At 70.3% G+C, this 23,893-nt stretch carries 17 protein-coding genes; 14 read left to right on the top strand and 3 right to left on the bottom strand.

Going from position 1 to position 23,893, the window contains the following annotated elements; all coding sequences use genetic code 11:
• Positions 1–11: 11 nt before the first annotated feature.
• From VIP82_RS13290 to VIP82_RS13280, 3 genes are all read left to right on the top strand, one after another.
• Positions 12–5,096 (top strand): family 78 glycoside hydrolase catalytic domain, encoded by a 5,085-nt coding sequence (locus tag VIP82_RS13290; protein ID WP_331909342.1) that lies wholly within the window; start codon positions 12–14, stop codon positions 5,094–5,096.
• A gap of 216 nt (positions 5,097–5,312) precedes the next feature.
• Complete coding sequence (locus VIP82_RS13285; RefSeq protein WP_331909340.1) at positions 5,313–6,812, top strand: APC family permease; 1,500 nt, start codon at positions 5,313–5,315, stop codon at positions 6,810–6,812.
• On the top strand, positions 6,812–8,776 hold the full coding sequence (locus tag VIP82_RS13280) for a primary-amine oxidase (protein WP_331909338.1): 1,965 nt from the start codon (positions 6,812–6,814) through the stop codon (positions 8,774–8,776). Before VIP82_RS13285 ends, VIP82_RS13280 begins: the two co-directional genes overlap by 1 nt.
• Here VIP82_RS13280 and VIP82_RS13275 read toward each other — a convergent pair.
• Complete coding sequence (locus tag VIP82_RS13275; protein WP_331909336.1) at positions 8,767–9,699, bottom strand: LysR substrate-binding domain-containing protein; 933 nt, start codon at positions 9,697–9,699, stop codon at positions 8,767–8,769. The two genes, VIP82_RS13280 and VIP82_RS13275, sit on opposite strands and share 10 nt — an antisense overlap.
• A 121-nt stretch (positions 9,700–9,820) precedes the next feature.
• Here VIP82_RS13275 and VIP82_RS13270 point away from each other — a divergent pair, with 121 nt between their 5' ends.
• The 8 genes from VIP82_RS13270 (at position 9,821) to VIP82_RS13235 (ending at position 17,262) form a co-directional block, all read left to right on the top strand.
• Entirely contained in the window at positions 9,821–11,125 is a 1,305-nt protein-coding gene (locus VIP82_RS13270) for a flavin-containing monooxygenase (protein ID WP_331909334.1), read from the top strand.
• Positions 11,125–11,559, top strand: a complete 435-nt coding sequence (locus tag VIP82_RS13265) for a RidA family protein (RefSeq protein ID WP_331909332.1) — start codon at positions 11,125–11,127, stop codon at positions 11,557–11,559. The genes VIP82_RS13270 and VIP82_RS13265 overlap by 1 nt, the downstream gene beginning before the upstream one ends.
• Positions 11,556–12,224 (top strand): DUF1028 domain-containing protein, encoded by a 669-nt coding sequence (locus VIP82_RS13260; protein ID WP_331909330.1) that lies wholly within the window; start codon positions 11,556–11,558, stop codon positions 12,222–12,224. The genes VIP82_RS13265 and VIP82_RS13260 overlap by 4 nt, the downstream gene beginning before the upstream one ends.
• Positions 12,214–13,380, top strand: coding sequence for an amidohydrolase (locus VIP82_RS13255; protein ID WP_414684672.1), 1,167 nt, complete (start codon positions 12,214–12,216; stop codon positions 13,378–13,380). Before VIP82_RS13260 ends, VIP82_RS13255 begins: the two co-directional genes overlap by 11 nt.
• Positions 13,377–14,858, top strand: coding sequence for an aldehyde dehydrogenase family protein (locus VIP82_RS13250; protein ID WP_331909328.1), 1,482 nt, complete (start codon positions 13,377–13,379; stop codon positions 14,856–14,858). The genes VIP82_RS13255 and VIP82_RS13250 overlap by 4 nt, the downstream gene beginning before the upstream one ends.
• A 189-nt stretch (positions 14,859–15,047) precedes the next feature.
• Positions 15,048–15,647, top strand: a complete 600-nt coding sequence (locus VIP82_RS13245) for a dihydrofolate reductase family protein (protein ID WP_331909326.1) — start codon at positions 15,048–15,050, stop codon at positions 15,645–15,647.
• 68 nt (positions 15,648–15,715) lie between these two features.
• Positions 15,716–16,045, top strand: a complete 330-nt coding sequence (locus VIP82_RS13240; RefSeq protein WP_331909324.1) for a YciI family protein — start codon at positions 15,716–15,718, stop codon at positions 16,043–16,045.
• Positions 16,042–17,262, top strand: a complete 1,221-nt coding sequence (locus tag VIP82_RS13235) for an RNA polymerase sigma factor (protein WP_331909322.1) — start codon at positions 16,042–16,044, stop codon at positions 17,260–17,262. The genes VIP82_RS13240 and VIP82_RS13235 overlap by 4 nt, the downstream gene beginning before the upstream one ends.
• A gap of 42 nt (positions 17,263–17,304) precedes the next feature.
• On the opposite strand, the gene VIP82_RS13230 is transcribed toward VIP82_RS13235, so the two are convergent.
• Entirely contained in the window at positions 17,305–19,572 is a 2,268-nt protein-coding gene (locus tag VIP82_RS13230) for a helix-turn-helix domain-containing protein (protein WP_331909320.1), read from the bottom strand.
• A 343-nt stretch (positions 19,573–19,915) separates the two neighbouring features.
• Here VIP82_RS13230 and VIP82_RS13225 point away from each other — a divergent pair, with 343 nt between their 5' ends.
• The gene (locus VIP82_RS13225) at positions 19,916–20,632 is read left to right on the top strand and encodes an alpha/beta fold hydrolase (protein WP_331909318.1); all 717 of its coding nucleotides are present in this window, start codon (positions 19,916–19,918) and stop codon (positions 20,630–20,632) included.
• Positions 20,633–20,688: 56 nt separating this feature from the next.
• Positions 20,689–21,510, top strand: a complete 822-nt coding sequence (locus tag VIP82_RS13220; protein ID WP_331909316.1) for an alpha/beta fold hydrolase — start codon at positions 20,689–20,691, stop codon at positions 21,508–21,510.
• Positions 21,511–21,616: 106 nt separating this feature from the next.
• Here the strand turns inward: VIP82_RS13220 and VIP82_RS13215 are convergent, their stop codons facing one another.
• Complete coding sequence (locus tag VIP82_RS13215; RefSeq protein WP_331909314.1) at positions 21,617–22,489, bottom strand: helix-turn-helix transcriptional regulator; 873 nt, start codon at positions 22,487–22,489, stop codon at positions 21,617–21,619.
• A 100-nt stretch (positions 22,490–22,589) separates the two neighbouring features.
• On the opposite strand from VIP82_RS13215, the gene VIP82_RS13210 reads away from it, so the two are divergent.
• Positions 22,590–23,840: a multidrug effflux MFS transporter gene (locus tag VIP82_RS13210; RefSeq protein ID WP_331909312.1), complete on the top strand. Its 1,251-nt coding sequence runs from the start codon at positions 22,590–22,592 to the stop codon at positions 23,838–23,840.
• The last annotated feature ends 53 nt before the right edge of the window (positions 23,841–23,893 follow it).

Here is a 23,893-nt window from a genome sequence, read left to right as displayed (position 1 = left end):
AAAGACCTCGCATGGCCATCTCCCTCACCCCGGTCCGCTTCGAGCACCACCGCGATGCGCTCGGCATCGGCGAGACGCGCCCGCGTCTCAGCTGGATCGTCGAGTCGGCTCCTGCTGGATGGTGGCAGATTGCGTACGAGCTCGAAGAACGCGGCGGTGGTGTCGTACGAGTCGATTCGATGGAGTCCGTACTGGTCAAGTGGCCGTTCGAGCCGCTCGTGTCCCGTGATCACCGCGAGGTGCGGGTGCGTGTCATCGGGCGGGATGGCACACTCAGCGACTGGAGCAACTGGAGCGCCGTCGAAGCGGGACTGCTCGAGCCCGGCGATTGGTCGGCGCGGATGGTCGGGCCCGCGGACGACGCGATCGCCGCCCCGCGCACGCGTGGAGCGTTCGAGGTGCGGGATGCCGGCATCCGGAGCGCCCGCGTCTACGCGAGCGCCCACGGCGTCTTCCAACTCGAGCTCAACGGCGCACGCGTCGGGGATGACGAGCTCGCCCCCGGGTGGACGGCGTACGAGTCTCGACTTCGATACGCCTGTTACGACGTGGCCCGGATGCTGCGGCCCGGCGCGAACGCGATCGGTGCGTGGCTGGGCGACGGCTGGTGGCGCGGCTACCTCGGATGGGACGGCCGGCGGGAGCTCTACGGCTCGGAGCTCGGCGTGATCGTCCAGCTCGAGATCGAGTACGAGGATGGACAGCGGCAGGTCGTGGGCTCCGGTCCGCAGTGGAGTGCGGGTGAGGGCCCCATCCGCGCGGCCGACCTCTACAACGGCGAGCACTTCGACGCCCGTCTCGACGACCCGTCGTGGTCGACGCCGGGCTCGAGTGCCGGCGATTGGGCTGCGGTCGTGGTGCGAGATTTCGACCCGGCGGTCCTGGTCGCACCCGACGGACCGCCCGTGCGGCACGTCGACACCATCGCGGTGCAGGCCGTCAGCACCAGCCCCACCGGCCGAACGATCCTCGACTTCGGCCAGAACCTGGTCGGGCGGCTTCGCATTCGCGTTCACGGAGAGGCCGGCGACACGGTCACACTCCGCCACGCCGAGGTCCTCGAGCACGGCGAACTCGCCACCGCGCCGCTGCGCGCCGCGAAGGCCACCGACACATACATCCTCGCCGGCACGGACACCGAGGAATGGGCGCCCCGGTTCACCTTCCACGGTTTCCGCTACGCGGAGGTGACCGGCTGGCCGGGCGGGTTCGATCCCGCAGACGTCGTCGCCGAAGTCCTGCACTCCGACATGGAGCGCACCGGCTGGTTCACGGCATCCGACCCGCTCGTCGATCGCCTGCACGAGAACGTCGTGTGGGGGATGCGCGGCAACTTCGTCGACGTGCCGACCGACTGCCCGCAGCGAGACGAGCGCCTGGGGTGGACCGGTGACCTGCAGGTATTCGCGCCGACCGCGGAGTACCTCTATGACTCGGCCGGATTCCTGGCCTCATGGCTGAAGGACCTCGCCGCCGAGCAGCGACTCTACGGCGGCACGCCGTCGGTCGTACCCGCCCGCTCCATCGGGTACAACGGCCCGATGGCGGCATGGGCGGATGCCGCGACCGTCGTGCCGTGGACGATGTACCAGGCATCGGGAGACCTCGGCACGCTCGCCGCCCAGTTCGCGAGCATGGCGTCCTGGGTTGACGAGGTGGCGGCTGCCGCCGGCGAGAACCGCATCTGGGACGCCGGATTCCAGTACGGCGACTGGCTCGACCCGGCCGCGCCCGCAGGGCGTCCTGAGGCGGCGCAGACGTATCCCGAGATCGTCGCCACCGCGTATTTCGCCCGCTCCGCGCGCATCGTCGCCGAGACCGCCGCCCTCCTCGGTCGCGACGCCGACGCCGCCCGGTACGGCGCACTGGCCGATGACGTGCGGGCAGCGTTCCACCGGGAGTACGTCGCTCGTTCGGGCCGCGTGCTCTCCGACTCCGCCACCGCGTACGCGCTCGCTCTCCAGTTCGACCTGATCGAAGACGCGGCAGAGCGCGATCGCGCCGCCGATCGGCTCGCTCAGATCGTCAAGGAGAACCGGTATCGCATCTCCACCGGATTCGTGGGCACCCCGCTGATCTGCGACGCCCTCAGCGCAAACGGCCACGCCGACACCGCCTACCGGCTGCTGTTGCAGACCGAGAACCCGTCGTGGCTCTACGCGGTCAAAATGGGTGCGACCACGATCTGGGAGCGATGGGACTCGCTGCTGCCCGACGGCACCGTCAACCCCAGCGGCATGACCTCGTTCAACCACTACGCCTTCGGCGCGGTCGCCGACTGGATGCACCGCGTCGTCGCCGGCCTCGCCCCCGCGTCTCCCGGCTATCGCCGCCTGCGGATCGCCCCGCAGCCTCCCCATCGCGGCCTCACGTCGGCGTCAGCGCGCCTGCGCACCCCGTACGGGGACGCGTCGTCGGCCTGGACGCTCGAGGGCGGGATGCTGCGGCTCGCCGTCACCGTTCCCGTCGGCGCCACCGCCGAGGTGATCCTGCCTTCCGGGGATGCACGCGACGTCGGCCATGGTGCGCACACCTTCGAGGAGCCGTTCGACCTCGACGTGGACACACGGAAGACGATCACCGTCGACACCCCGCTGGGCGAACTCGTCGACGACCCGCAGGCGATGACGGTGCTCACCGGGGTCATCACGAAGCACATCCCCGAAGCGGCCGAGCACATGTCCGCCGGACTGCGCGGTCAGGAGCATGTCACCCCGCGCCAGATCTCCGGCATGCTGCCGCGACCCGACGGCGTGCTCCAGGATCTCGAGCGAGGCTTCGCCGCCGTCTCCGCCGGCGAGGAGATCCCCCTCGACGTGATCACCGCCCCCGAGCCCGCCGAGGCCGACGACGCCGAGCTCGAGGAGAAGGCGGCGCTGCTCAGCGGACGGGACTTCTGGTCGACACGCGAAGGCGACGGCATCCGCTCGATCGTGATGGTCGACGGACCCCACGGAGTCCGCCGGCAGGAGGGGACCGCTGACAACCTCGGGTTCCACGAGAGTCTGCCCTCGACGTGCTTCCCTCCCGGCGTCGCGATGGGCTCCACCTGGGACCCGGCCCTGATCCGCGAGATCGGAGTCGCCCTCGGCGAGGAGGCTCGCGCGCTCGACGTGGACGTCCTCCTCGGCCCGGCGATCAACATCAAACGGTCACCGCTCGGCGGCCGCACGTTCGAGTACTTCTCCGAAGACCCGCTCCTCACCGGCATCCTCGCGACGGCGTACGTACAGGGCGTACAGAGCATGGGCGTCGGCACCTCGCTCAAGCACTTCGCCGTGAACAACCAGGAGACGGACCGGATGCGGATCGACGCACAGGTCGACGAGCGCGCCCTGCGAGAGCTCTACCTCCCGGCGTTCGAGCGCGTCGTGAAGGAAGCGGCGCCGACGACGGTGATGAGCGCGTACAACGCGATCAACGGCGTCTTCGCTTCGGAGAATCGATGGCTGCTCACCGAGCTGCTGCGCGACGAGTGGGGGTTCGACGGCCTCGTCGTCTCGGACTGGGGAGCCATCAAGGATCGAGTCGAAGCGCTCGTCGCCGGGCTCGACCTCGAGATGCCCGGAACCGGCGACGAGGGTGCGGCAGCGATCATCGACGCCGTCCGATCCGGCCGGATCGACAGCGCACTCGTCGACCAGAGCGTCACGCGACTCGCCCGGCTCGCCGATCGCACCGCCTCTTCAGGACAGCCCGCGCAGGGCTTCGATGTGGACGCCCATCACGCGCTTGCGCGGCGTGCGGCCGCGGCATCCGTCGTCCTGCTCCGCAACGAGCACGAGACGCTCCCGCTGACCAGCGGGCAGAAGGTGGCGGTCATCGGCGAATTCGCGGCGCATCCCCCGTTCCAGGGCGGCGGGAGCTCGCACGTGAACCCGACGCGTCTGGACATCCCGCTCGACGAACTGCGCACAGCTCTCGGCGACGAGCACGTGACGTACGTGCTCGGATACACGAAACGACCGGACGCCGATCTCCGCGTGCTGCGCGACGAAGCCGCCGCCGCGGCCGCCGCGGCGGACGTCGCCGTCGTCTTCGTGGGGCTGTACGAGCAGGACCAGTCCGAAGGGTTCGACCGCGAGACGATCGACCTGCCCGACGCGCACGTCGCGCTCATCGAGTCAGTCGCGGCGGCCGCGAAGCGCACGGTGGTCGTGCTGTCCAACGGTGGCGTCGTGCAGCTCGAGCCCTGGCATGACTCGGTCGACGCGATCATCGAGGGACTGGCTCTCGGCCAAGGCGTCGGTGGGGCGCTCGCCGACATCCTGACGGGTGTCGTGAACCCGAGCGGACGGCTCGCGGAGACCATCCCGCTGCGGTTGGAGGACACGCCGGCGTACCTCAGCTTCCCCGGCGAGAAGAGCGTCGCCCACTACGGCGAGAGCATGTTCGTCGGATACCGGTACTACACCTCCGTCGACAGAGCGGTCCGTTATCCCTTCGGTCATGGCCTCAGCTACACGACCTTCGCGTACGAGGATGCCGAGGTCGCCGCATCCGGCGGCGACTCGGCCGTGGTTCGTCTCACCGTGCGGAACACGGGCACACTCCCCGGTTCGGACGTCGTCCAGGTCTACGTCGCCCCGGCGTCCTCGGCGGTGCGCCGCCCCGTGCGGGAGCTCGCCGGATTCGCGAAGGTGCACCTGACTCCGGGCGAGGCGACGACCGTCGCGGTCGAACTCGACCGGCGTGCGTTCGCGTACTGGGATGTCGAGAAGAAGCGCTGGTGGGTGGAGCCCGGCCAGTACACGGTCGAGGTCGCGCGGTCGGCGACGGACGTCGAATCGGCGCTGCCGATCACGCTCGAAGGAGACAGCGACTTGCCCGCGCCGCTGACGCTCGACTCGACCGTGGGAGAGTGGTTCGGGCATCCGACGGTGGGACCGGCCATGATGCAGGCGATGATGGCGAACGCCACGCCGCAGCAGCGGGCGGCGGCCGATGAGAGCGCCGGCATGCTGAGGATGGTCGAGTCCATGCCCATGGGCCAGTTCGCGCGCTTCCCGGGGGTGGAGATTCCCGATGAGGCACTGGATCAGCTCATCGCCTTGAGCACCGCGCCGGCCGCGACAGACGTTCGAGCGCGCGTATGAGGACCACGTCGAACCGGGCGAACCGCACCGTGCTGGAGCGGATCCGATTTCCTGCATGTGTCAAGTGGATTTCATCTCCCTACTCCATCACATGAACTGATCTAGTGCACCGGGTACCGATATTGGCGCGGGGCGCCTGCGTGAGGTTGACTCAACGCGCGATCGAAGCCGATGGAGGCGTTCGAGGCAGCCGTGACGTTGGACCGAGGAGTCCCCATGAGTGCTCTACAGATCGAGACATCGGATATCCGAAACCAGCCCTTCCGCAAGACGCTGGGCCGCCTCGACATCATCTTCCTGTCCGTCAGCGCCATCATCGCGATCGACACGATTGCGCAGATCGCGGCGGTCGGCGGCGCCGAGGCGTTCACGTGGACGCTCGTGATCGGCGTGACGTTCCTGTTCCCGTACGCCCTGGTGATCGCCGAGCTGGGCAGCACGTTCCACGGGGAGGGCGGTCCGTTCGTGTGGGTGAGGCTGGCGTTCGGCAAGCTCACCGCCGCGATCGCGACGATGTTCTACTGGATCACCAATCCGCTGTGGATGGGCGGTGCGCTGGTCTTCATCGCCGCGGCCACCTGGAGCGCGTACATCAGCCCCCTCGAGGAGGGCGGCTTCTGGGACTTCGTCTTCAAGCTCGTCTTCATCTGGGCTGCCATCGCGACCGCGATCATCGGCCTGCAGTACGGCAAGCGCATCGTCGCGGCCGGGGCGATCGTCAAGGTCTCGCTGCTGGTCATCTTCGTCGTCACGGTGGTGATCTACGCGCTCCAGAACGGCGTGCAGGGTTACGCAGCCGGTGACTTCGCCCCGACGCTCGCCGGCTTCCTGGCGGTGACGCCGCTCATCCTGTTCGCCGTGGTCGGCTTCGAGGCGCCGAACGGCGCCGCCGAAGAGATGCGCAACCCGCAGAAGGACGTGCCGCGCGCGATCGCCTCCTCGGGCACGATCTCGATTCTGTGCTACCTCGTGCCGGTCTTCGCCATCCTCGCGGTGCTGCCGGCGGAGAAGGTCCAGGGCGCCAGCGGCTTCCTCGACGCGTTCGAGGAGGTCTTCAGCGTCTACGGCATCGCCTCGGTACCCGTCATGACGATCGCGGCGCTGCTGTTCATCTTCATCGTCCTCACCCAGGCCAGCGCCTGGATGATCGCCTCCGACCGCGTGCAGGCGGCGGCCGGCGCCGACGGCGCGTTCTTCCGCTACTTCGGGAAGTTCTCGGAGCGCTTCGGCACCCCGGTGCGCATGAACATCCTGTCGGGCGTCGTCGCCTCGGTCTTCTGCGTCATGGCCACTGTGCTGCTCACGGGCAGCGCGGCCGCCGTCTTCACGGTCGTGCTGATCATCGCGATCTCGACACTGCTGCTGTCATACCTGGTCATCTTCCCGACGATCATCGTGCTGCGCCGCAAGTACCCGGACGTCGAGCGCCCGTTCACCGTGCCGGGCGGACGCGTCGGCCTGTGGATCTGCACCGGCGTGATCTACGCGTGGGTGCTGCTCGGATCGTGGGTCGCCGTCTTCCCCGGCACGATCGAGCCCGCGCTGGGTCTCGAGTACGACTTCATCGACATCTGGGGCGTCGACCAGCTGACCTTCGAGGGCTTCACGATCGGCACCCTGCTGGCGATCACGGCGCTCGCACTCGTCGGCTACTTCTGGGAGAAGCGCCGCGGCCCGTCGACCGTCGAGCCAGAACTCGAGGAGGCCTCGGTCTGATGGAACAGCAGATCCGCATCGGCACGCGCCCCGCGGTCGGCACGTCGCCTGCGCACCCGCTCGATCCGCTCACCGCCGACGAGATGACCGCCGCCCGCGACCACCTCGTCGCAGAGGGACGGCTGGGCGACACCGTGCGGGTCGCGTATCTCAGCCTCAAGGAGCCCGACAAGGCGTCGCTCCGGGACGGCGCGCCGACCCCCGCGCGCCGCGCGAGGGCTGTCCTCCTCGACACCGCGACGGGTGAGACGACGGATGCCGTCATCGACGTCACGAACGGGGTGACGCTGTCGGCGACCACCGTGGACGCCGGTGTCGGCCAAGCGCCGGTGCTGCTCGAGGAGTTCGACGCGATCGAGAGCATCCTCGCGGCGGACGACGGCTGGCGCGCGGCGCTGAGAGCGCGTGGCCTCGAGCCGCACCAGGTGCGCGTCGCCCCGCTGTCGGCGGGCATCTTCGACTACGAGGGTGAAGAGGGCAGGCGCCTGCTGCGCGGCCTGGCGTTCGTGCAGCATGAGCCCGGCGACTATGCGTGGGGGCATCCGATCGATCAGCTCGTCGCTTTCGTCGACATGATCGAGCGACGCGTCGTGCGCATCCTCGACGACGGGCCGTCGAACGACCCGCTCACGAACGGCAACTTCGAGTCGCCGGAGCTCACCGGTCCCGTCCGCACGGACCTGAAGCCCCTGCACATCACTCAGCCGGAGGGCCCGAGCTTCACACTCGACGGCAACGTGCTGCGGTGGCAGAAGTGGGACCTGCACGTCGGGTTCGATGCCCGTGAAGGGCTGGTGCTCAGCCGGATCGGCATCGAGGACCGCGGCCGGCGCCGGTCGATCATTGACCGCGCCTCGATCGCCGAAATGGTCGTGCCCTACGGCGATCCCGCGCCGTACCGGTCGTGGCAGAACTACTTCGACACCGGCGAGTACCTCGTCGGGCGCGATGCGAACTCGCTCGAACTCGGGTGCGATTGCCTTGGCGAGATCACCTACCTGTCACCGGTCGTCGCCGACGACTTCGGCAACCCGCGCGAGATCCCGCAGGCGATCTGCATCCACGAGGAGGATTTCGGCCTGCTGTGGAAGCACACCGACGAGTGGGCGAACCACCGCTCGACACGGCGACAGCGCCGCCTGGTGGTGAGTTTCTTCACCACCGTCGGCAACTACGATTACGGCTTCTACTGGTACTTCTACCTCGACGGCACGATCCAGTTCGAGGCGAAGGCGACCGGCATCGTCTTCACGGCCCGCTACCCGGGTGAGGGGTATCCCTACGCGTCGCAGATCGCGCCCGGGCTGGCCGCCCCGTACCACCAGCACATCTTCTGCGCCCGCCTCGACATGGCGGTCGACGGCGATCGCAACGCCGTGCACGAGCTGGACATGAAGCGGATGCCGCAGGGCGAGGGCAACCCGCACGGCAACGCGTTTTCACGATCGCGTCACGTGTTCGCCACCGAGGCCGACGCGCGCCGCAAGGCGGACGGCTCCGTCGGGCGGGTCTGGGAGATCATCAACACCGAGAAGACCAACCGGGTCGGGGAACCGGTCGCGTACACGCTGATCCCCGAGGCGCTGCCCACCCTCGCCGCCGCAGACGGCTCGTCGATCAGCAAGCGCGCCGCGTTCGCCACCGAGCACCTCTGGGTCACGCAGTTCGCGGAGGACGAGAGGTTCCCGGCCGGCGACTACGTCAACCAGAGCGTCGGCACCCCGGGGCTTCCCGAGTACATCCGGGCCGACCGCAGCATCGACGGCGAGAACGTCGTCCTCTGGCACAGCTTCGGGCTCACCCACTTCCCGCGCGTGGAGGACTGGCCCATCATGCCGGTCGACTACACCGGCTTCACCCTCAAGCCCACCGGCTTCTTCGACCAGAACCCCGCTCTCGACGTGCCGCCCTCGATGCCCGCGCAGGCGGAGTGCCACAGCGGCAGCGGCAGCTGTCACTGCTGAGGGGCGGGAGAGGTTCCGAACAGCTCGCGGGCGAGCGCGCCGATCACCCGGGCACGGGCGGTTGCCCGCACATCCGTGACCCGCACGAAGCAGACGTCCAGCGGCGGCGCGTCGCCGGCGATCGGGATGGCGGCGAGCTCGCCGCCATCGTACGTGCGCGGCGACTGGGGGACATGGTTGAGGATCGAGTACCCCTGGCCGCGCGCGACGAGCGAGCGGACCGTCTCGTAGCTGCGTGAGCTGTAGCGGACCTGCGGTTCGACCCCCGCGGCCTGGAGGATCCCCAGGAAGTACTCGCGCGAGTGCGCGATGTCGAGCAGCACCATGTCCTGACCGGCGAGCTCGGTGAGCTTCACCCGCTTGCGCCGTGCCAGCGGGTGGCCGGTCGGCAGGATCACGTGCGGTGCCGCCGAGTACAGGTGGTCGAACGAGAGGTCGTGCACCGAGCCGAAGTCGTAGGCGATGGCGCCTTCCACCGTGCCGTTGAGCAGGAGCTCCACGGTGCCGTCGACGTCGGCCTCGATGATCTCGATGCGAAGGAGCGGATGCTGCTCCTCGACCCGTGAGATCAGTCGCGGCAGCACGAACGGAGCGAGGGTCACGAAGCAGGCGAGACGCAGGGTGCCGCGGACCTCGTGGTGGTGCCCGCGCACGTTGTCGGTGATCTCGTCGACCTGGGCCAGCAGTGACCGCGCGTCGCGCAGCAGCTGCTCGCCGGCATCCGTCAGAGCCAGCCCTTTGCTGCGCTGACGGACGAAGAGCTGTACTCCGAGCGTCCGCTCGAGCTGCGCGATGGCCGTCGACACCGCGGACTGGGCGACGTGGAGATCGCCGGACGCCTCGGTCATCGAGCGTCGCGTGGCGGTGGTGACGAAGTACCGCAGCTGCACGAGCGTCATATCGGCGCGACTCAGACGGGCCATGCGAGCACTGTATCAATTCAACAGATGCACTGGTCCCAAAGACAGAAGTATGCAGATGACCTGACGGTGCCTAGCGTGAACCGGGTCGAGGCAGTTTCGGCACGGAGTGATGGAGGTTGGGATGTCGGTAGCAGAGGTCGAGGTTCTCGTCGTCGGCGCAGGCCAGGCCGGCGTGGCGATGAGCGAGCACCTGAGCGCACGCGGCATCCCGCATCTCGTCGTGGAGCGTCACCGCATCGCCGAGCGCTGGCGCACGGGTCGCTGGGACTCGCTCGTCGCCAACGGGCCCGCGTGGCACGACCGCTTCCCCGGTCTGGAGTTCGACCTCGCACCCGATGCGTTCGCGTCGAAGGATCAGGTGGCGGACTACTTCACCGCCTACGCGGAGAAGATCGCCGCGCCCATCCGGTGCGGCGTCCGCGTGACGGCCGTGCATCGGAACGCGGGGCGACCCGGATTCCGCGTCGAGACCTCCGACGGCCCCATCGACGCGCGCTTCGTCGTGGCTGCGACCGGCCCATTCCAGCGTCCGGTCATCCCGACGGTCGTACCCGACGACGCGGGGCTGCTCCAGCTCCACTCGAGTTCGTATCGCAACCCGCAGCAGCTTCCGCCGGGAGGCGTGCTGGTGGTCGGGGCGGGGTCCTCAGGTGTGCAGATCGCCGACGAACTGCGCAGATCGGGACGATCCGTCCACCTCGCGGTGGGTCCCCACGACCGGCCCCCGCGCAGCTATCGGGGGCGCGACTTCTGCTGGTGGCTGGGGGTCCTCGGCAAGTGGGATGCTGTCGCGCCACCGCTCGGCGCCGAGCACGTGACGATCGCCGTCAGCGGAGCGCGCGGCGGTCACACGGTCGACTTCCGGGCGCTCGCCGCGAGCGGCATCACGCTCGTCGGCCGCGCACGCGAGTTCACCGCGGGTGTCATGCGGTTCGCTCCCGACCTCGGCGAGAACATCGCGAACGGCGACGCCAACTACCTGTCGCTGCTCGATGAGGCCGATGCGCACGTCGCGCGCAACGGTCTCGACCTGCCGGAGGAGCCGGAGGCGCGCGTCCTCGGTCCCGACCCCGATGCGGTGACGAACCCGATCCTCGAGCTCGACCTCGAGGCGGCCGGAATCACGTCGATCGTCTGGGCGACCGGATTCGCCGTGGACTACAGCTGGCTCCACATCGACGCGTTCGACGAGCGTGGCCGGCCCGTGCAGCAGCGGGGTGTGTCGACCGAGCCCGGCATCTACTTCCTGGGGCTGCCCTGGCAGTCGCGACGCGGGTCGAGCTTCATCTGGGGGGTGTGGCACGACGCGAAGTACCTCGCCGACCAGATCGAGATCCAGCGACGCTATCTCGCCTACAGCGATCCCGATGCGTCACCCGAGGCGTTCGCCGAAGACGCCGTGATCCTGACCGGAGGAGCCTCCTGATGCCCACGCACACCCGCATCCGTCCCTTCAACACCCGCGAGACCTACCCCGAGCAGAACCTCGACAACGACCTCTGCCAGGCCGTCATCGCGGGCGGGGTCGTGTACCTGCGCGGCCAGATCGGCCAGGACCTCGACACGAGGGAGTCCGTCGGGATCGGAGATGTCGAAGCGCAGGCCGAGAAGGCGATGGCCAACATCGCGATGCTGCTCGAAGAGGCCGGCTCGTCGCTCGACGACATCGTCAAGGTCGTCGTCTACCTCATCGATCCTCGCTATCGCGAGCCCGTCTACCGCGTGATGGGGCGCTGGCTGAAGGGCGTCTATCCGGTCTCCACCGGCCTCGTCGTCAGCGCGCTCGCCCGCCCCGAGTGGCTCGTCGAGATCGATGCGACCGCGGTGGTCAGCACACCGGCCGTCGAGGCCGGCCCATGACCTTCTCGATCGTTGCCCGGGACGCATCCGGCGCCTTCGGATCGGCCATCTGCTCGTCGTCGCCCGCCGTCGCGGCCCGCTGCGTTCACCTGACAGACGGCGTGGGCGCGGTCAACTCGCAGAACATCACCGACCCGCGACTGGGGCCGCAACTCCTCTCTCGTCTCCGCGACGGCCTCTCGGCCACCGAGGCGCTCGCGGTGATCGTCGACGCCAGCGAGCACATCCAGTCGCGCCAGCTGCTCGTCGTCGACGACGAGGGCCGCTCGGCGGCCTACTCGGGGACGCAGGCCCTGGGCATCTTCGGCGATGCGGTCGCCGACGGTGTCGCAGCCGGCGGGAACATGCTGGCGGCCGCAGGCATCCCCGAGCTCATGGTCGATGCGTATCGGCGGGCGGGCGGCGACCTGGAGTGGCGGCTCCTCGCGGCGCTGCGCACCGCGATCGCCGCCGGGGGAGAGGCCGGTCCGGTCCACTCCGCCGGGCTCGCGGTCGTGCGGCAGGCGGGATGGCGGGTCACCGACCTGCGCGTGGACTGGGCGGACCGCCCCATCGACGAGCTGGAGGCCCTCGCGGCGGTGTGGATGCCGCAGCGCGACGACTACGTCACCCGAGCACTGAACCCCGGCGCCGCCCCCTCGTACGGAGTGCCCGGTGACGAGTGACCGTGCGTCGAGCACGATGAAGCGGGCCGCGGACGAGGCGGTGGCAGCGGCATCCGCTGGTCTCATCGCGCTCTCGGAGACGCTGCACGCTCATCCCGAGACGGCGTGGGAGGAGCACCGGGCCGCGGCCTGGGTCGGCGATGCCCTGCACGACGCGGGGTTCCGCGTCACGCCCGCGTACCTCGGATTCGACACCGCACTCCTCGCCGAGGCGGGAAGCGGCCCGACCGTCATCGGCGTCATGGCCGAGTACGACGCGCTGCCCGGCCTCGGACACGCGTGCGGCCACAACCTCATCGCCGCGAGCGCCGTCGGCGCCGGTGTGGCGCTCGCGCGGCTGGCGGACGACCTCGGCATCACCGTGCGGATCTACGGCACACCCGCCGAAGAAGGCGGCGGCGGCAAGATCGAGATGATGGATGCCGGAGCCTTCGGTGACCTGGATCTCGCGATGATGGTCCACCCGGCGCCGGTCGACGTCGCAGAAGCACGCCCGTTCGCGGTGTCGCACAGTCACGTCGCGTACGACGGCGTCTCGGCCCACGCGGGCGCGTACCCCGATGAGGGCGTCAACGCCAACGACGCGTTCGTCATCGCCCAGGTCGCCATCGGGATGCTGCGACAGCAGCTGCCGCCCGACACCCGCGTGCACGGCATCCAGACGGTCGGCGGCTCCGCTCCCAACGCGATTCCCGATCGTACCGAGGGTCGCTGGTACACACGCGCCGCCTCGCTCGCCGAACTCGCTCTGCTGGAAGAGCGCGTGCATCGCTGCTTCCAAGCCGGAGCCCTCGCGACCGGGGCGACGCTGACCATCACGCCCGAGAGCAAGCCCTACGCGGAGTTCCGCACCGACGCGCGAGCGCTCGCCGCGTACCGGACCAACGCCGAGGCGCGGGGCCGCGTCTTCGCCGAGGACGGTCGCGCGCAGCGGATGAACCGTGCCTCCACCGACATGGGCAACGTCTCGCAGCTCGTGCCCGCCATCCACCCCTACATCGGCGTCGACTCCTTGCCGTACGCGAATCATCAGAAGGAGTTCGCGGCGGCGTGCGTCGGACCGGCCGCGGAGCGCGCGCTGCTCGACGCCGCCGTGCTGATGGCATGGACCGTGATCGACGCATCCGCCGAAACCCGCCAGGAGGACGAGATATGAACACGACCGATTGGGCTGCCCGCAGCCGTGAACTCACGATCGACGGTCGCGCCGTGATCGACGGGCGCCGTGTCGACGCCGCCGACGGCGGGACGATCGCGGCCGTCAGTCCGGGGTCGCTCCGCACCCTGGCCGACCTCGCGGCCGGAACCGCGCGCGACGTCGACCTGGCGGTCGCGCGCGCCCGCCGGGCATTCGAGCAGGGCGACTGGTGCCGCCTCGGCTCCGCCGACCGGGGCCGCGTGCTCATCCGCCTCGCCGACCTGATCATGGAGCACCTCGACGAGCTCGCCCTGCTGGAGACGCTCGACTCGGGCAAGCCCATCGCGCAGACGCTCACCGTCGACGTGCCGGGAGCCGCCGAGACCTTCCGGTGGTATGGGGAGCTCGCCGACAAGCGATTCGACGAGGTTCCGGCGACGCCCCCGGGGTCCACCGCACTCGTGCGGCGGGTGCCGTTGGGCGTCGTCGGCGCGATCGTCCCCTGGAACTACCCGCTCGAGATCGCCGCCTGGAAGCTCGCTCCCGCTCTCGCCGCCGGGAACAGCGTCGTGCTCAAACCTGCGACCGAGACATCGCTCACCGCGCTGCGGCTGGCGGATCTCGCTCTCGAAGCCGGCCTGCCGCCGGGCGTGCTCAACGTCGTGCCGGGGCACGGCTCGACAGCCGGCAGCCGCATCGCGCGGCATCCCGACATCGACGTCCTGGCCTTCACCGGATCGACTGCCGTCGCCAAGCAGCTGATGATCGACGCCGGCACCTCCAACATGAAGCGACTCGCACTCGAGGCGGGCGGCAAGAGCGCCAACGTCGTCTTCGCCGACGCCGACCTGCTGGCCGCGGCGGCGAAGGCTGCGTTCGGAGCGTTCTACAACCAGGGCCAGGTGTGCTCGGCCAACTCCCGCATCCTCATCCAGCGTGAGGCCCACGACGAGTTCGTCGCGCTGCTGGCCGCGGCATCCCGCGATTACGAGCCGAGCGATCCGCTCGCGGGCGCTCCCGGCAACGGGAGTCTGATCAGCCGTGCCCATGCGGACGCGGTCGGCGGGGCGATCGAACGCGCGGCGAACGACGGCACCCTCGTGAGCGGCGGGGACCGGGTCACCATCACGGGCTCCGATGCCTATCTGCGTCCCGCGATCGTCACAGGGCTGGACGCGAATCACGAGCTCCACCGCGTGGAGGTCTTCGGCCCACTGGTGGCGGTGCTCGCCTTCGACTCGGAGGAGGAGGCGGTCCGACTCGCCAATGCGACGGAGTTCGGCCTCGCCGCATCGCTGTGGACCTCGGACTTCTCGCGCGCCCACCGGGTGGCGGAGCACCTCGTCGCCGGCACCGTCTCGGTGAACACGGTCGATGCGCTCGGGCTGACGACGCCGTTCGGCGGATTCGGGCAGTCCGGGTTCGGGCGCGACCTCTCGCGTCACGCCCTCGACAACTACACGGACTGGAAGACCACCTGGTTCCAGCACGGCTGAGGACGCCGCCGACCAGGAGCGCCCGTCGCCGGTCGCTGTAAAAAGTTCTGACGCCCTGTCGAATCCCCTCGGTCCCGTTCGTAGCGGTAGTGAAGGCGAGGATCCGCGACCACTGTCGAGCGTTGCACGCTCCGCGATGACCGCGATCCCGCCGTACGCACCGCCACGCGAACCGAAAGGGATACGACCATGAGCACCACGTTCACCGTCGACTTCTTCTGCAGCCTCGATGGCTACGGCATGGCCGAGGGCTGGCCCGGCTACTGGGGCAAAGAGGGTCCCGAGCTGATCGAGGACCGAGTGCGCACCTTCGCGCAGGACCAGGTGCTCGTCTTCGGCGCGACGACCTTCCGGCAGTTCCGGAAGTTCGTGACCATGTTCGACGAGCCGTACTACGACAGCTTGAACGAACTGCCGAAGATCGTGTTCTCGCGCACTCTGGAAGAGCCGCTCGGCTGGCAGAACTCCACTGTTCTCGCGGAGGACGCGGTGGTGGCGATCGAGCGCCTGAAGCGCACGACCGATGTGCCCATGCGCTCGCACGGCAGCGTCGCGCTGAACCGTGCGCTGCTCGCCGCGGGCCTCGTCGACCGGCTCGAGGTGATGATGTTCCCTGCCGTCTCCGGACGCGCCGGCGGGGCCGCGCTTCTGCACGGCGGGGCGGAGCTCGACCTCGACCTGATCGAGTCCACCGTGCTCGACGGCCGTACGCAGAAGCTCGTGTACGCCCCGCGGCCGCACGGCGAGATCCCGGCGGGCGCCGGGCCGCAGCGCCGCAAGGCCGCCTGAGGGCGGCGTGCCGCGCAACCTCAGGCCGGCCCTGGTCTGGGGTGTCATACGAGAGAGAGGATATGAGCATGCAGTACCTGGTCAACGTCATCGACAGCCGCAGCAACTCGGGGACCGCCGAGGAGGGCGTCGCGATCGATGCGTTCAACGACAAGCTCCGCGAAGGCGGTCACTGGGTCTTCGCCGCCGGACTGGCCGACCCGACTGTCTCGACCGTCATCGACGGCCGTGGCGACCAGCCCGTGTTCACCGACGGACCGTTCGTCGAGGCGAAGGAGTGGGCCGCCGGCTTCTGGATCATCGAAGCGCCCGACCTGGACGTCGCGCTGAAGCTGATGGGCGAGGGCTCGAGGGCCTGCAACCGTCGGCTCGAGGTGCGGCCCCTCCTCGCCGGGTGACAGACGCACAGGATGCCCTGACCAGCGCCCACCGCGACGAGTGGGCGCGGGTGGTGGCGACACTCGCCAAGCGGTTCGGCAACCTCGACATCGCCGAGGAGGCGGCCGCGGACGCGTTCGCCACCGCCGCCGAGCGCTGGCCGGCGGAGGGCATCCCGCCCAACCCCGGCGCGTGGCTCACCACCACCGCCACCCACAAGGCGATCGACCGCATCCGGCGCGAGAGCAGCCGTGACGCGAGACACCGGGAGGCGCAGCTCGTGTACGACGCAGAACCCGAGCCGCTCGGTGCGATCGACGACGACCGGCTGCGGCTCCTCTTCATCTGCTGTCATCCGGCCCTCGCGATGGAGGCCCGCGTCGCGCTGACGCTCCGGATGGGCGGCGGACTGAGCGTGCCCGAGATCGCCCGCGCGTTCCTCGTGCAGGAGACCACGATGGGGGCGCGCATCACCCGCGCGAAGGCGAAGATCGCCACGGCCGGCATCCCGTACCGAGTGCCGGCGACCGAGGACCTCCCGGGCCGGGTGGCGGGTGTGCTGACCGTGCTGTTCCTGATCTTCAACGAGGGATATCTCGCCACCGGCCCCGACAGCGCCCCGGTGCGCGAGGAACTGACCGGCGAGGCGATCCGGCTCGCCCGCCTCCTGCACCAGCTGCTGCCCGACGACGGCGAGGCGACCGGGATGCTGGCGCTGATGCTGCTCACCGACGCGCGCCGCACGGCGCGCGTGTCGTCGGCGGGCGAGCTGGTCCCCCTAGGCGCGCAGGACCGCGGCCAGTGGGATGCCGTGCTGATCGCGGAGGGGCACGCGCTGGTCCGCGGGCGACTGGCATCCGGCCTGCCGCCGGGCCGATTCCAGCTGCTCGCCGCGATCAATGCCGTCCACACCGACGGTGACGCGACGGACTGGACGCAGGTGGTCGCCCTCTACGATCACCTCCTGCGGCTCGACGGCTCGCCGATCGGGCGACTGAACCGCGCGATCGCGGTGAGCGAGCGCGACGGCCCCGAGGCGGGGCTCGCCCTCGTCGACGCTCTCAGGCCCGAGCTGGAGGCCTATCACCCGTATCACGCCGCCCGCGCGGAGCTGCTGCGGCGACTGGGACGGCCCGCCGAAGCGGGAGAGGCGTACGACGCCGCCATCGCACTGGCGGGCAACACGGCGGAGGTCGCGTACCTCACGCGCCAGCGGGACTCGACGCGACCGGAATGAGCGGCAGCGTGGCGGGCGACGGCGACAGCGCCCGCAGCCGCCTCACTCCGGGATCGAGTGGAGAGCGGCCCGCACCTCGTCGAGCCAGTCCTCAGCGCGTGCTCCCGCCCCCAGCCTGAGCGCGGCCGTCAGGTCTGAGCGTGCCGCGTCTCCACGGCCGAGGGCCAGTTCGGCCATGCCCCGGTGCCGGTGCGCCGCCGCCTGCCCGCTCGGGAACTCGCCGGGTGCGCCGACCTGGAGGGCATCGGATGCCGCGGCGACGGCATCCTCGAACCGGTGGAGCGCCAGCAGAGCCGAGGCGATGACGGTATGGGCGTTGGTCTCGGTGACGCCGCGGATGTTGCGCGGCAGGTCGTCGCCGACCCGCGCGAGGAAGGCGAGCAGTTCACGGTGCTCGCCGATGGACGCTTCCGGCTCGCTGCGGCTGCGGATGCCCGCCCTGATCGAGCGCGCCTGCAGCTCGCCCTGGGCGTCGCCCGCCCTGGCGAAGTCCGCGACGGCGGCATCCGCGTACGTGTGGGCGGCGCCGGCGTCGCCGAGGTGCAGCAGACTCCACGCGAGATAGAAGTTCGCCCAGCCGCACTCGCCGGCGTCATCGGCGCGCCGCGCGGCGTGCAGGGCCGCGTCGGCGGTGGCCCGCGCCGCCGCGGGATCGAATGTCTCGGCGAGCTGAGCCCACGCCAGGTACCCGAGATGGCGCGCCTGCTGCGACGGGTCGCCCAGCGCGCGGGCCGACGCCGCCGAGGTCGTGAACAGCTCGTGCCAGCGTCCCCACCCGAGCCACAGGTCGGAGAACCAGTGCAGGGAGTCGGCCACCAGGAGCACCGTGGCGTGGTCCCCCCGAGAGGCGGCCGCCTGGTAGGCGGAGAACCAGTGCTCCGCTTCGGTCATGAGCCAGTCGCGTGCTTCCTCGTTCGAGGAGAACGTGAGGATGCCGGCGGCCGGAGCCGCGTGCGGCGGTCGCGGTTCGAATCGCGCGCCCGCCGCGATCGTCGTCGCGAGCAGCCAGTCGCGGACCCGTCGGCGCTGCGCGGAGATCGCCTCGGCGGCCTCCTCCTCGCGCAGTCGCGACGCGGCGTAGAGCCGCAGCAGGTCGTGCAGGCGGTAGCGGTCACCCCGCATGGCCTCGACGAGTCCGAGTTCGGCCAGCCCGTCGAGCAGATCCTGCGTCTCCGCCTCGTCGTGGTCATCGACGGCGCTCGCGAGGCGCGCGTCGAACGAACCTCCGTCGAGCAGGGACAGGCGGCGGAACAGCCGGCGCGGGGGCTCGGCGAGGTGGTCGTACGACAGGGTGAACGTCGATGCGAGGCCGAGATCGCCGGCCACGAGCGCGCTGAGGCGACGCTCCTCGCTGCGCAGCCGCCCGACGAAGTCCTCGACCGTCCACGTCGGCTGGCTCGCCAGACGGTTGCCGGCGATGCGCAGCGCGAGCGGGATGTCGTCGCAGAACCCGGCCAGCTCGTCGAGATCGCCGGTCTCGGCCTGCGCCGGAGGAAGGATACGCCGCAGGAACGCCACGCTCTCGTCTCGGGGGAGCGGGCCGATCGTCAGCCGTCGCGCCCCTTCGAGCCCCGCCAGCGTGCGGCGGGAGGTGACCACGACGGCGCTCCGCCCTTCGGACGTCAGGACGGGGCGGATCTGCGCCTCGTTCGCCGCGTCGTCGAGGAGCACGGCGACAGGGGATGCCACGACCGCCGCGCGCCATGCCGCCGTCGCGTCGCCGAGCGACTTCGCCGCATCCGGCTCGCCGCCGAGCTGTCGCAGCAGCGACTGCAGAACCTGCAACGGCGTCAGGGGCACGGGGTCGAGGCCGCCGAGGTCGACGAAGAGGCGGGTGGGCCGCCGGGTGGCGCACCGATGGAGCGCTTCGATGGCGATCGACGTCTTGCCGACGCCCGGAGCGCCGCACAGCACCACGGGCGCTGCGGGCTCGCCGTCGGCACCCGACGGTGCGAGGTGAGCCACGACGCCGACGATCTCGGATTCGCGTCCGGTGAAGTCGGTCAGCCGGTGCGGCTCGATGTCGACCGCTCGAGCGGCGGGCGCGGCGTTCTTCCTCCCGGCACGAGCCGACGCGAGGAAGCGGTCTCGTTCGGTGCCTTGAAGCGCCAGCGCATCGGCGAGAGCGAGCATCGTGCGGCGCTGCGGGCCGAGGCTGATGCCGCGTTCGATGTCGCTGATCGTGCGATCGCTGACACCGGATCGTTCGGCGAGGCCTTCGAGTGTGAGGTCGGCGTCCCGGCGGTGCTCCCGGAGCAGTTCGCGGAGGGGTCGCGGAGTATTCGTCGAGGCAGAAACGAGCGAGTTCACTTCTGCGTGGAAACTTCGTGGTGCCTGCGGCGACGATCGGATCCAATGGACGTACTGACCACAGTCCGAGGGTCTCAGCGTTGCGCCACTCTGGCAAATCGCACCTTGAGGACCATCGTGACTCCATCCGCCGAAGCCCGGCGCCCCGGCATCCGATCGGGCCGGCGGCTGCGGATGTCGAGCAGCTCACCGGCCCTCGCCGAGCGCCGATCTCCGTGTCGTGTCCGCCGCCGCCGACCACCACGCAGGCCGCGTCGTCGATGAGCCAGCCGTCGATGCGCCCGCCGTCCCCGCCGGACGATCCACAAGCCACGTCCGGCACCACAGAGAAAGAGAGAAACCCATGTCGGATTCACCGACCATCGTGCTCGTTCACGGCGCCTTCGCCGACGCGGCGAGCTGGGCACCCGTCACCGCGCGGCTGCTCAGCGAGGGCTACACCGTTCTCGTGCCACCGGTGTTCAACCGGAGCCTCTCGGGCGACTCCGCCTACATCAAGTCGTTCGTCGAGCAGATCGAGGGCCCGGTGCTGCTCGCCGGCCACTCCTACGGCGGTGCGGTGATCAGCGTCGCCGGCGTCGCCGAGAACGTCGTGGGCCTCGTCTACGTGGCGGGCTACGCGCTCGACGAGGGCGAGAGCCTCGGGCAACTGCAGGGCGGCTTCCCCGACTCCGAGCTCGCCGCGAACCTGGTCTACGCGCCGTACCCGGTCGAGGGTGGCGAGCCGGGCACCGACGTCTCGGTCAAGATCGATGCGTTCCCGCAGGTGTTCGCCGCGGGCGTCGACCCCGAGGCTGCGCGCGTGCTCGCCGTCTCGCAGCGGCCTCTCTCGGCGGTCGCGTTCGGCGAGCCCGCCTCGGTGGCCGCGTGGAAGACCAAGCCCGCCTGGGGCATCGTCTCGAGCGCCGACCACACCATCAACCCGGACGTCGAACGGTTCGGCTACCAGCGAGCGGGCGTGCGCAAGGTCATCGAGATCGACGCGCCCCACCTCGTGATGCAGACGCACCCCGCCGAGGTCGCCGACGTGATCACCGCGGCGATCGCCGAGCTCGGCTGACCCGGCATCGCCTCACCCCTCACCACCCACCGACCGCCCAGAAGGAGCGCGCCGCAATGCCGTACATCACCACCTCCGACGGAACGCAGATCTACTACACCGACCAGGGCTCGGGCCAGCCCGTGATCCTGAGCCACGGCTGGCCCCTCAGCTCGGATGCCTGGCAGGTCGAGCTGAAGCTGCTCGCCGATCACGGCTACCGCGCCATCGCCCACGACCGCCGCGGTCACGGCCGGTCGTCGCAGCCCTGGCAGGGCAACGACATGGACACCTATGCACGTGACCTCGCCGAGCTCGTCGAGCAGCTCGACCTGCACGACATCGTGCTGATCGGCCACTCCACGGGGGGCGGCGAGGTGGTGCGGTATGCCGCCCGGCACGGCAAGGGCCGGGTCGCGAAGATCATCACGGCCGGCGCCGTCCCGCCGGTCATGGTGAAGTCGGAGGCGAACCCCGAGGGCACGCCGATCGAGGCGTTCGACGGCATCCGCGCGGGCGTGCTGAAGGACCGGTCGCAGTTCTACCAGGACCTCTCGGTGCCGTTCTTCGGTGCGAATCGCGAGGGGGCCGAGGTGTCGCAGGGTGCTCGCGACGACTTCTGGCGTCAGGGCATGCTCGTCGGGCTCAAGGCCGCCTACGACTGCGTCGCCGCCTTCTCGGAGACCGACTTCACCGAGGACCTGAAGGCGCTCGACGTGCCGATCCTCCTCGCGCACGGCGATGACGACCAGATCGTGCCGATCGCGGATGCCGCGATCAAGAGCGCCGATCTGGTCGCGCACGGCGTGCTGAAGGTCTACCCGGGTGCACCGCACGGCATCTACGGCGACTACCAGGAGCAGCTCGACGCCGACATCCTCGCGTTCATCGCCGAGTAGCTCGTACCCGGAGACCCCGGCCGCACCCGCAGACGCGGGTGCGGTCGGGGTCGTCTGGTCCGGCGTTGGACTCAGCTCACCCTCGCGGGCCGAGCGTTCCCGGTCTCTACGAGGAGACGTCGACGGGGTGCTCGGCGCTCCACGAGGCGAGCAGCCGCAGCCGCTCGGCCGACGGCGACCCCGGCTCGGCGGTGTAGATCAGCAGCACCTGGCCCGGCTCGGCCGTGACCGCGAGCTCTTCGAAGGCGAGGGTGACGTCGCCCACGACGGGATGACGGAAGTGCTTCGTGCCCGCCCCATGCGTGCGCACATCGTGCGCACCCCACAGTCGGCGGAACGTGTCGCTGCGGGTCGACAGCTCACCGACCAGGTCCTGCAGTCCCTTGTCGTGCGGGTCGCGGCCGGCCTCGCTGCGCATGATCGCCACGCACATCTCTGCCATGCGATCCCAGTCCGGGTAGAACTCCCGCGACGCCGGGTCGAGGAACTGGAATCGAGCCAGGTTCGGGGTCCGTCCGCCGTCCCCGATGAGCGGGGAGTAGAACGCGCGGCCGAGGGCGTTGGTCGCGAGCATGTCCTGGTGCTGATCGCGCACGAACGCCACCGCGTCGGTGATGGCCGACATCGCCCAGAGCAGGCTGGGTCGCGGCGCCGCCGCCTTCGCCGCGCGGCGGCGAGCACGCCCGGAGGACGGGATGCCGTCGGCGGCACGCGCCAGGTCGAGCAGGTGTGCGCGCTCGGTGTCGTCCAGCTGCAGTGCGCGCGACACGGCCTCGAGCACGGACGCGGAGGCGCCGGCGATCGCCCCGCGTTCGAGCTTGGCGTAGTACTCCACGCTGACGCCCGCCAGCATCGCCACCTCGGTGCGTCGGAGGCCCGCCACACGCCGGTTCGAGCCGGCGGTGAGACCCGCCGCATCCGGGGTGACCTTCGCCCGCCGCGACATGAGGAACTCACGCACCTCGGCTCGGTTGTCCATGTCGACATCGTAGGTCGGGCGCCGCTGCCGGGGGATGCCTTGGCGGTACACCCTTCGTCAGGGACTCCTCCCGCCGTCGCGCGGCCGGAAGGCTGGGGGCATGCTCGATCAGACCGCTCCGCCTTCGACCCCGTTCCGTCGGCTGCTGCCGACGCTCCTGCTGCTGCTGACCGTGTTCGGGCCGATCTCGATGGATCTGTACCTGCCCGCCCTCCCGGCGCTGACTGCGGAGTTGGATGCCGCCACCTCCGTCGCGCAGCTGACCGTCACCGCCTGCCTGATCGGGCTCGCCGCGGGGCAGCTGATCGCCGGGCCGCTGTCGGACCGCTTCGGGCGGCGCGGCATCCTGCTCATCGGCATCGTCGCGTACATCGCCACCTCGCTGCTCTGCGCGATCAGCCCGACCGTCGAGCTGCTCATCGTCGCCCGGTTCGTGCAGGGCCTCGCCGGTGGCGTCGGGATCGTGATCGCCCAGGCGGCCGGCCGGGACGTCTATGCGGGCGGCGCACTGATCCGCTTCTACGGCCGGCTCACCGTCATCGGCGGTCTCGCCGCCATCGTCGGTCCCCTGCTGGGAGGAATGCTCAACGCCGTGACCGACTGGCGCGGACTCTTCGTCTTCCTCGCCGCCATCGGCGCGCTCATCCTGATCGCCACGCTGCTCGTGTTCCGCGAGACGCTCCCCGTCGCGCGGCGCTCGCGCGGGGGATTCACGCAGACCCTGCACGACTTCCGGACGCTCCTGTCGGACCGCGTCTTCCTCGGAGCGGTCCTCAACCAGGGGTTCCTGTACGCGGCGCTCTTCGCGTACTTGTCGGGCGCGACCTTCGTGCTGCAGGACATCTACGGACTGTCCCCGATGGGGTACGCCCTGGCCTTCGGGCTCAACTCCGCCGGCTTCATGGCCTTCGGCTACCTCGCCGGCCGCGCGGCCGAGCGGTGGAGCATCGCGGGAACGCTCGCCACCGGCATCCTGGTCGCCGGAATCGGTGCGGCCGGACTGCTCGTGGCCGGCCTCACGGCAGTGCCGCTGTGGGTGGTCATCGTGTCGCTCTTCCTGCTGGCCAGCGGCGTCGCGATCTCGTCCCCGCCGGCGACCACGCTCGCCCTGATCGAGTACCCGCAGATCGCCGGGACCGCGTCGTCGCTCTTGGGCATGGTTCGGTTCGGATTCGGCGGCGTCGCCGCTCCGCTGGTCGGCGTCGCCGGTGCCCTCAGCATCCTTCCGCTCGGCGTGGTGACCACCGTCGCGGTGCTCCTCGCGGCCGCGGCGTCTCTGCTGATCGTCCGCCGTGACGGCGGTGCTTCACCCGACCCGGCCGACCGGATCGCGGAGGTGTCGGCACGCTGACAACGGTCGGCAACCCGAGGCGTTCCCCGCGCTGGTCCCGCGCGGGGAACGCA

Source organism: Microbacterium sp. (assembly GCF_036566905.1).
Lineage (GTDB): Bacteria > Actinomycetota > Actinomycetes > Actinomycetales > Microbacteriaceae > Microbacterium.
Note: the sequence above shows the minus strand (reverse complement) of the source record. Positions and strands in the feature narration are given on the sequence as shown.

Coding starts and splice junctions, on each gene's coding strand:
- VIP82_RS13290 (WP_331909342.1), top strand. CDS start 12: ATGGCCATCTCCCTCACCCCGGTCCGCTTCGAGCACCACCGCGATGCG.
- VIP82_RS13285 (WP_331909340.1), top strand. CDS start 5,313: ATGAGTGCTCTACAGATCGAGACATCGGATATCCGAAACCAGCCCTTC.
- VIP82_RS13280 (WP_331909338.1), top strand. CDS start 6,812: ATGGAACAGCAGATCCGCATCGGCACGCGCCCCGCGGTCGGCACGTCG.
- VIP82_RS13275 (WP_331909336.1), bottom strand. CDS start 9,699: ATGGCCCGTCTGAGTCGCGCCGATATGACGCTCGTGCAGCTGCGGTAC.
- VIP82_RS13270 (WP_331909334.1), top strand. CDS start 9,821: ATGTCGGTAGCAGAGGTCGAGGTTCTCGTCGTCGGCGCAGGCCAGGCC.
- VIP82_RS13265 (WP_331909332.1), top strand. CDS start 11,125: ATGCCCACGCACACCCGCATCCGTCCCTTCAACACCCGCGAGACCTAC.
- VIP82_RS13260 (WP_331909330.1), top strand. CDS start 11,556: ATGACCTTCTCGATCGTTGCCCGGGACGCATCCGGCGCCTTCGGATCG.
- VIP82_RS13250 (WP_331909328.1), top strand. CDS start 13,377: ATGAACACGACCGATTGGGCTGCCCGCAGCCGTGAACTCACGATCGAC.
- VIP82_RS13245 (WP_331909326.1), top strand. CDS start 15,048: ATGAGCACCACGTTCACCGTCGACTTCTTCTGCAGCCTCGATGGCTAC.
- VIP82_RS13240 (WP_331909324.1), top strand. CDS start 15,716: ATGCAGTACCTGGTCAACGTCATCGACAGCCGCAGCAACTCGGGGACC.
- VIP82_RS13225 (WP_331909318.1), top strand. CDS start 19,916: ATGTCGGATTCACCGACCATCGTGCTCGTTCACGGCGCCTTCGCCGAC.
- VIP82_RS13220 (WP_331909316.1), top strand. CDS start 20,689: ATGCCGTACATCACCACCTCCGACGGAACGCAGATCTACTACACCGAC.
- VIP82_RS13215 (WP_331909314.1), bottom strand. CDS start 22,489: ATGGACAACCGAGCCGAGGTGCGTGAGTTCCTCATGTCGCGGCGGGCG.
- VIP82_RS13210 (WP_331909312.1), top strand. CDS start 22,590: ATGCTCGATCAGACCGCTCCGCCTTCGACCCCGTTCCGTCGGCTGCTG.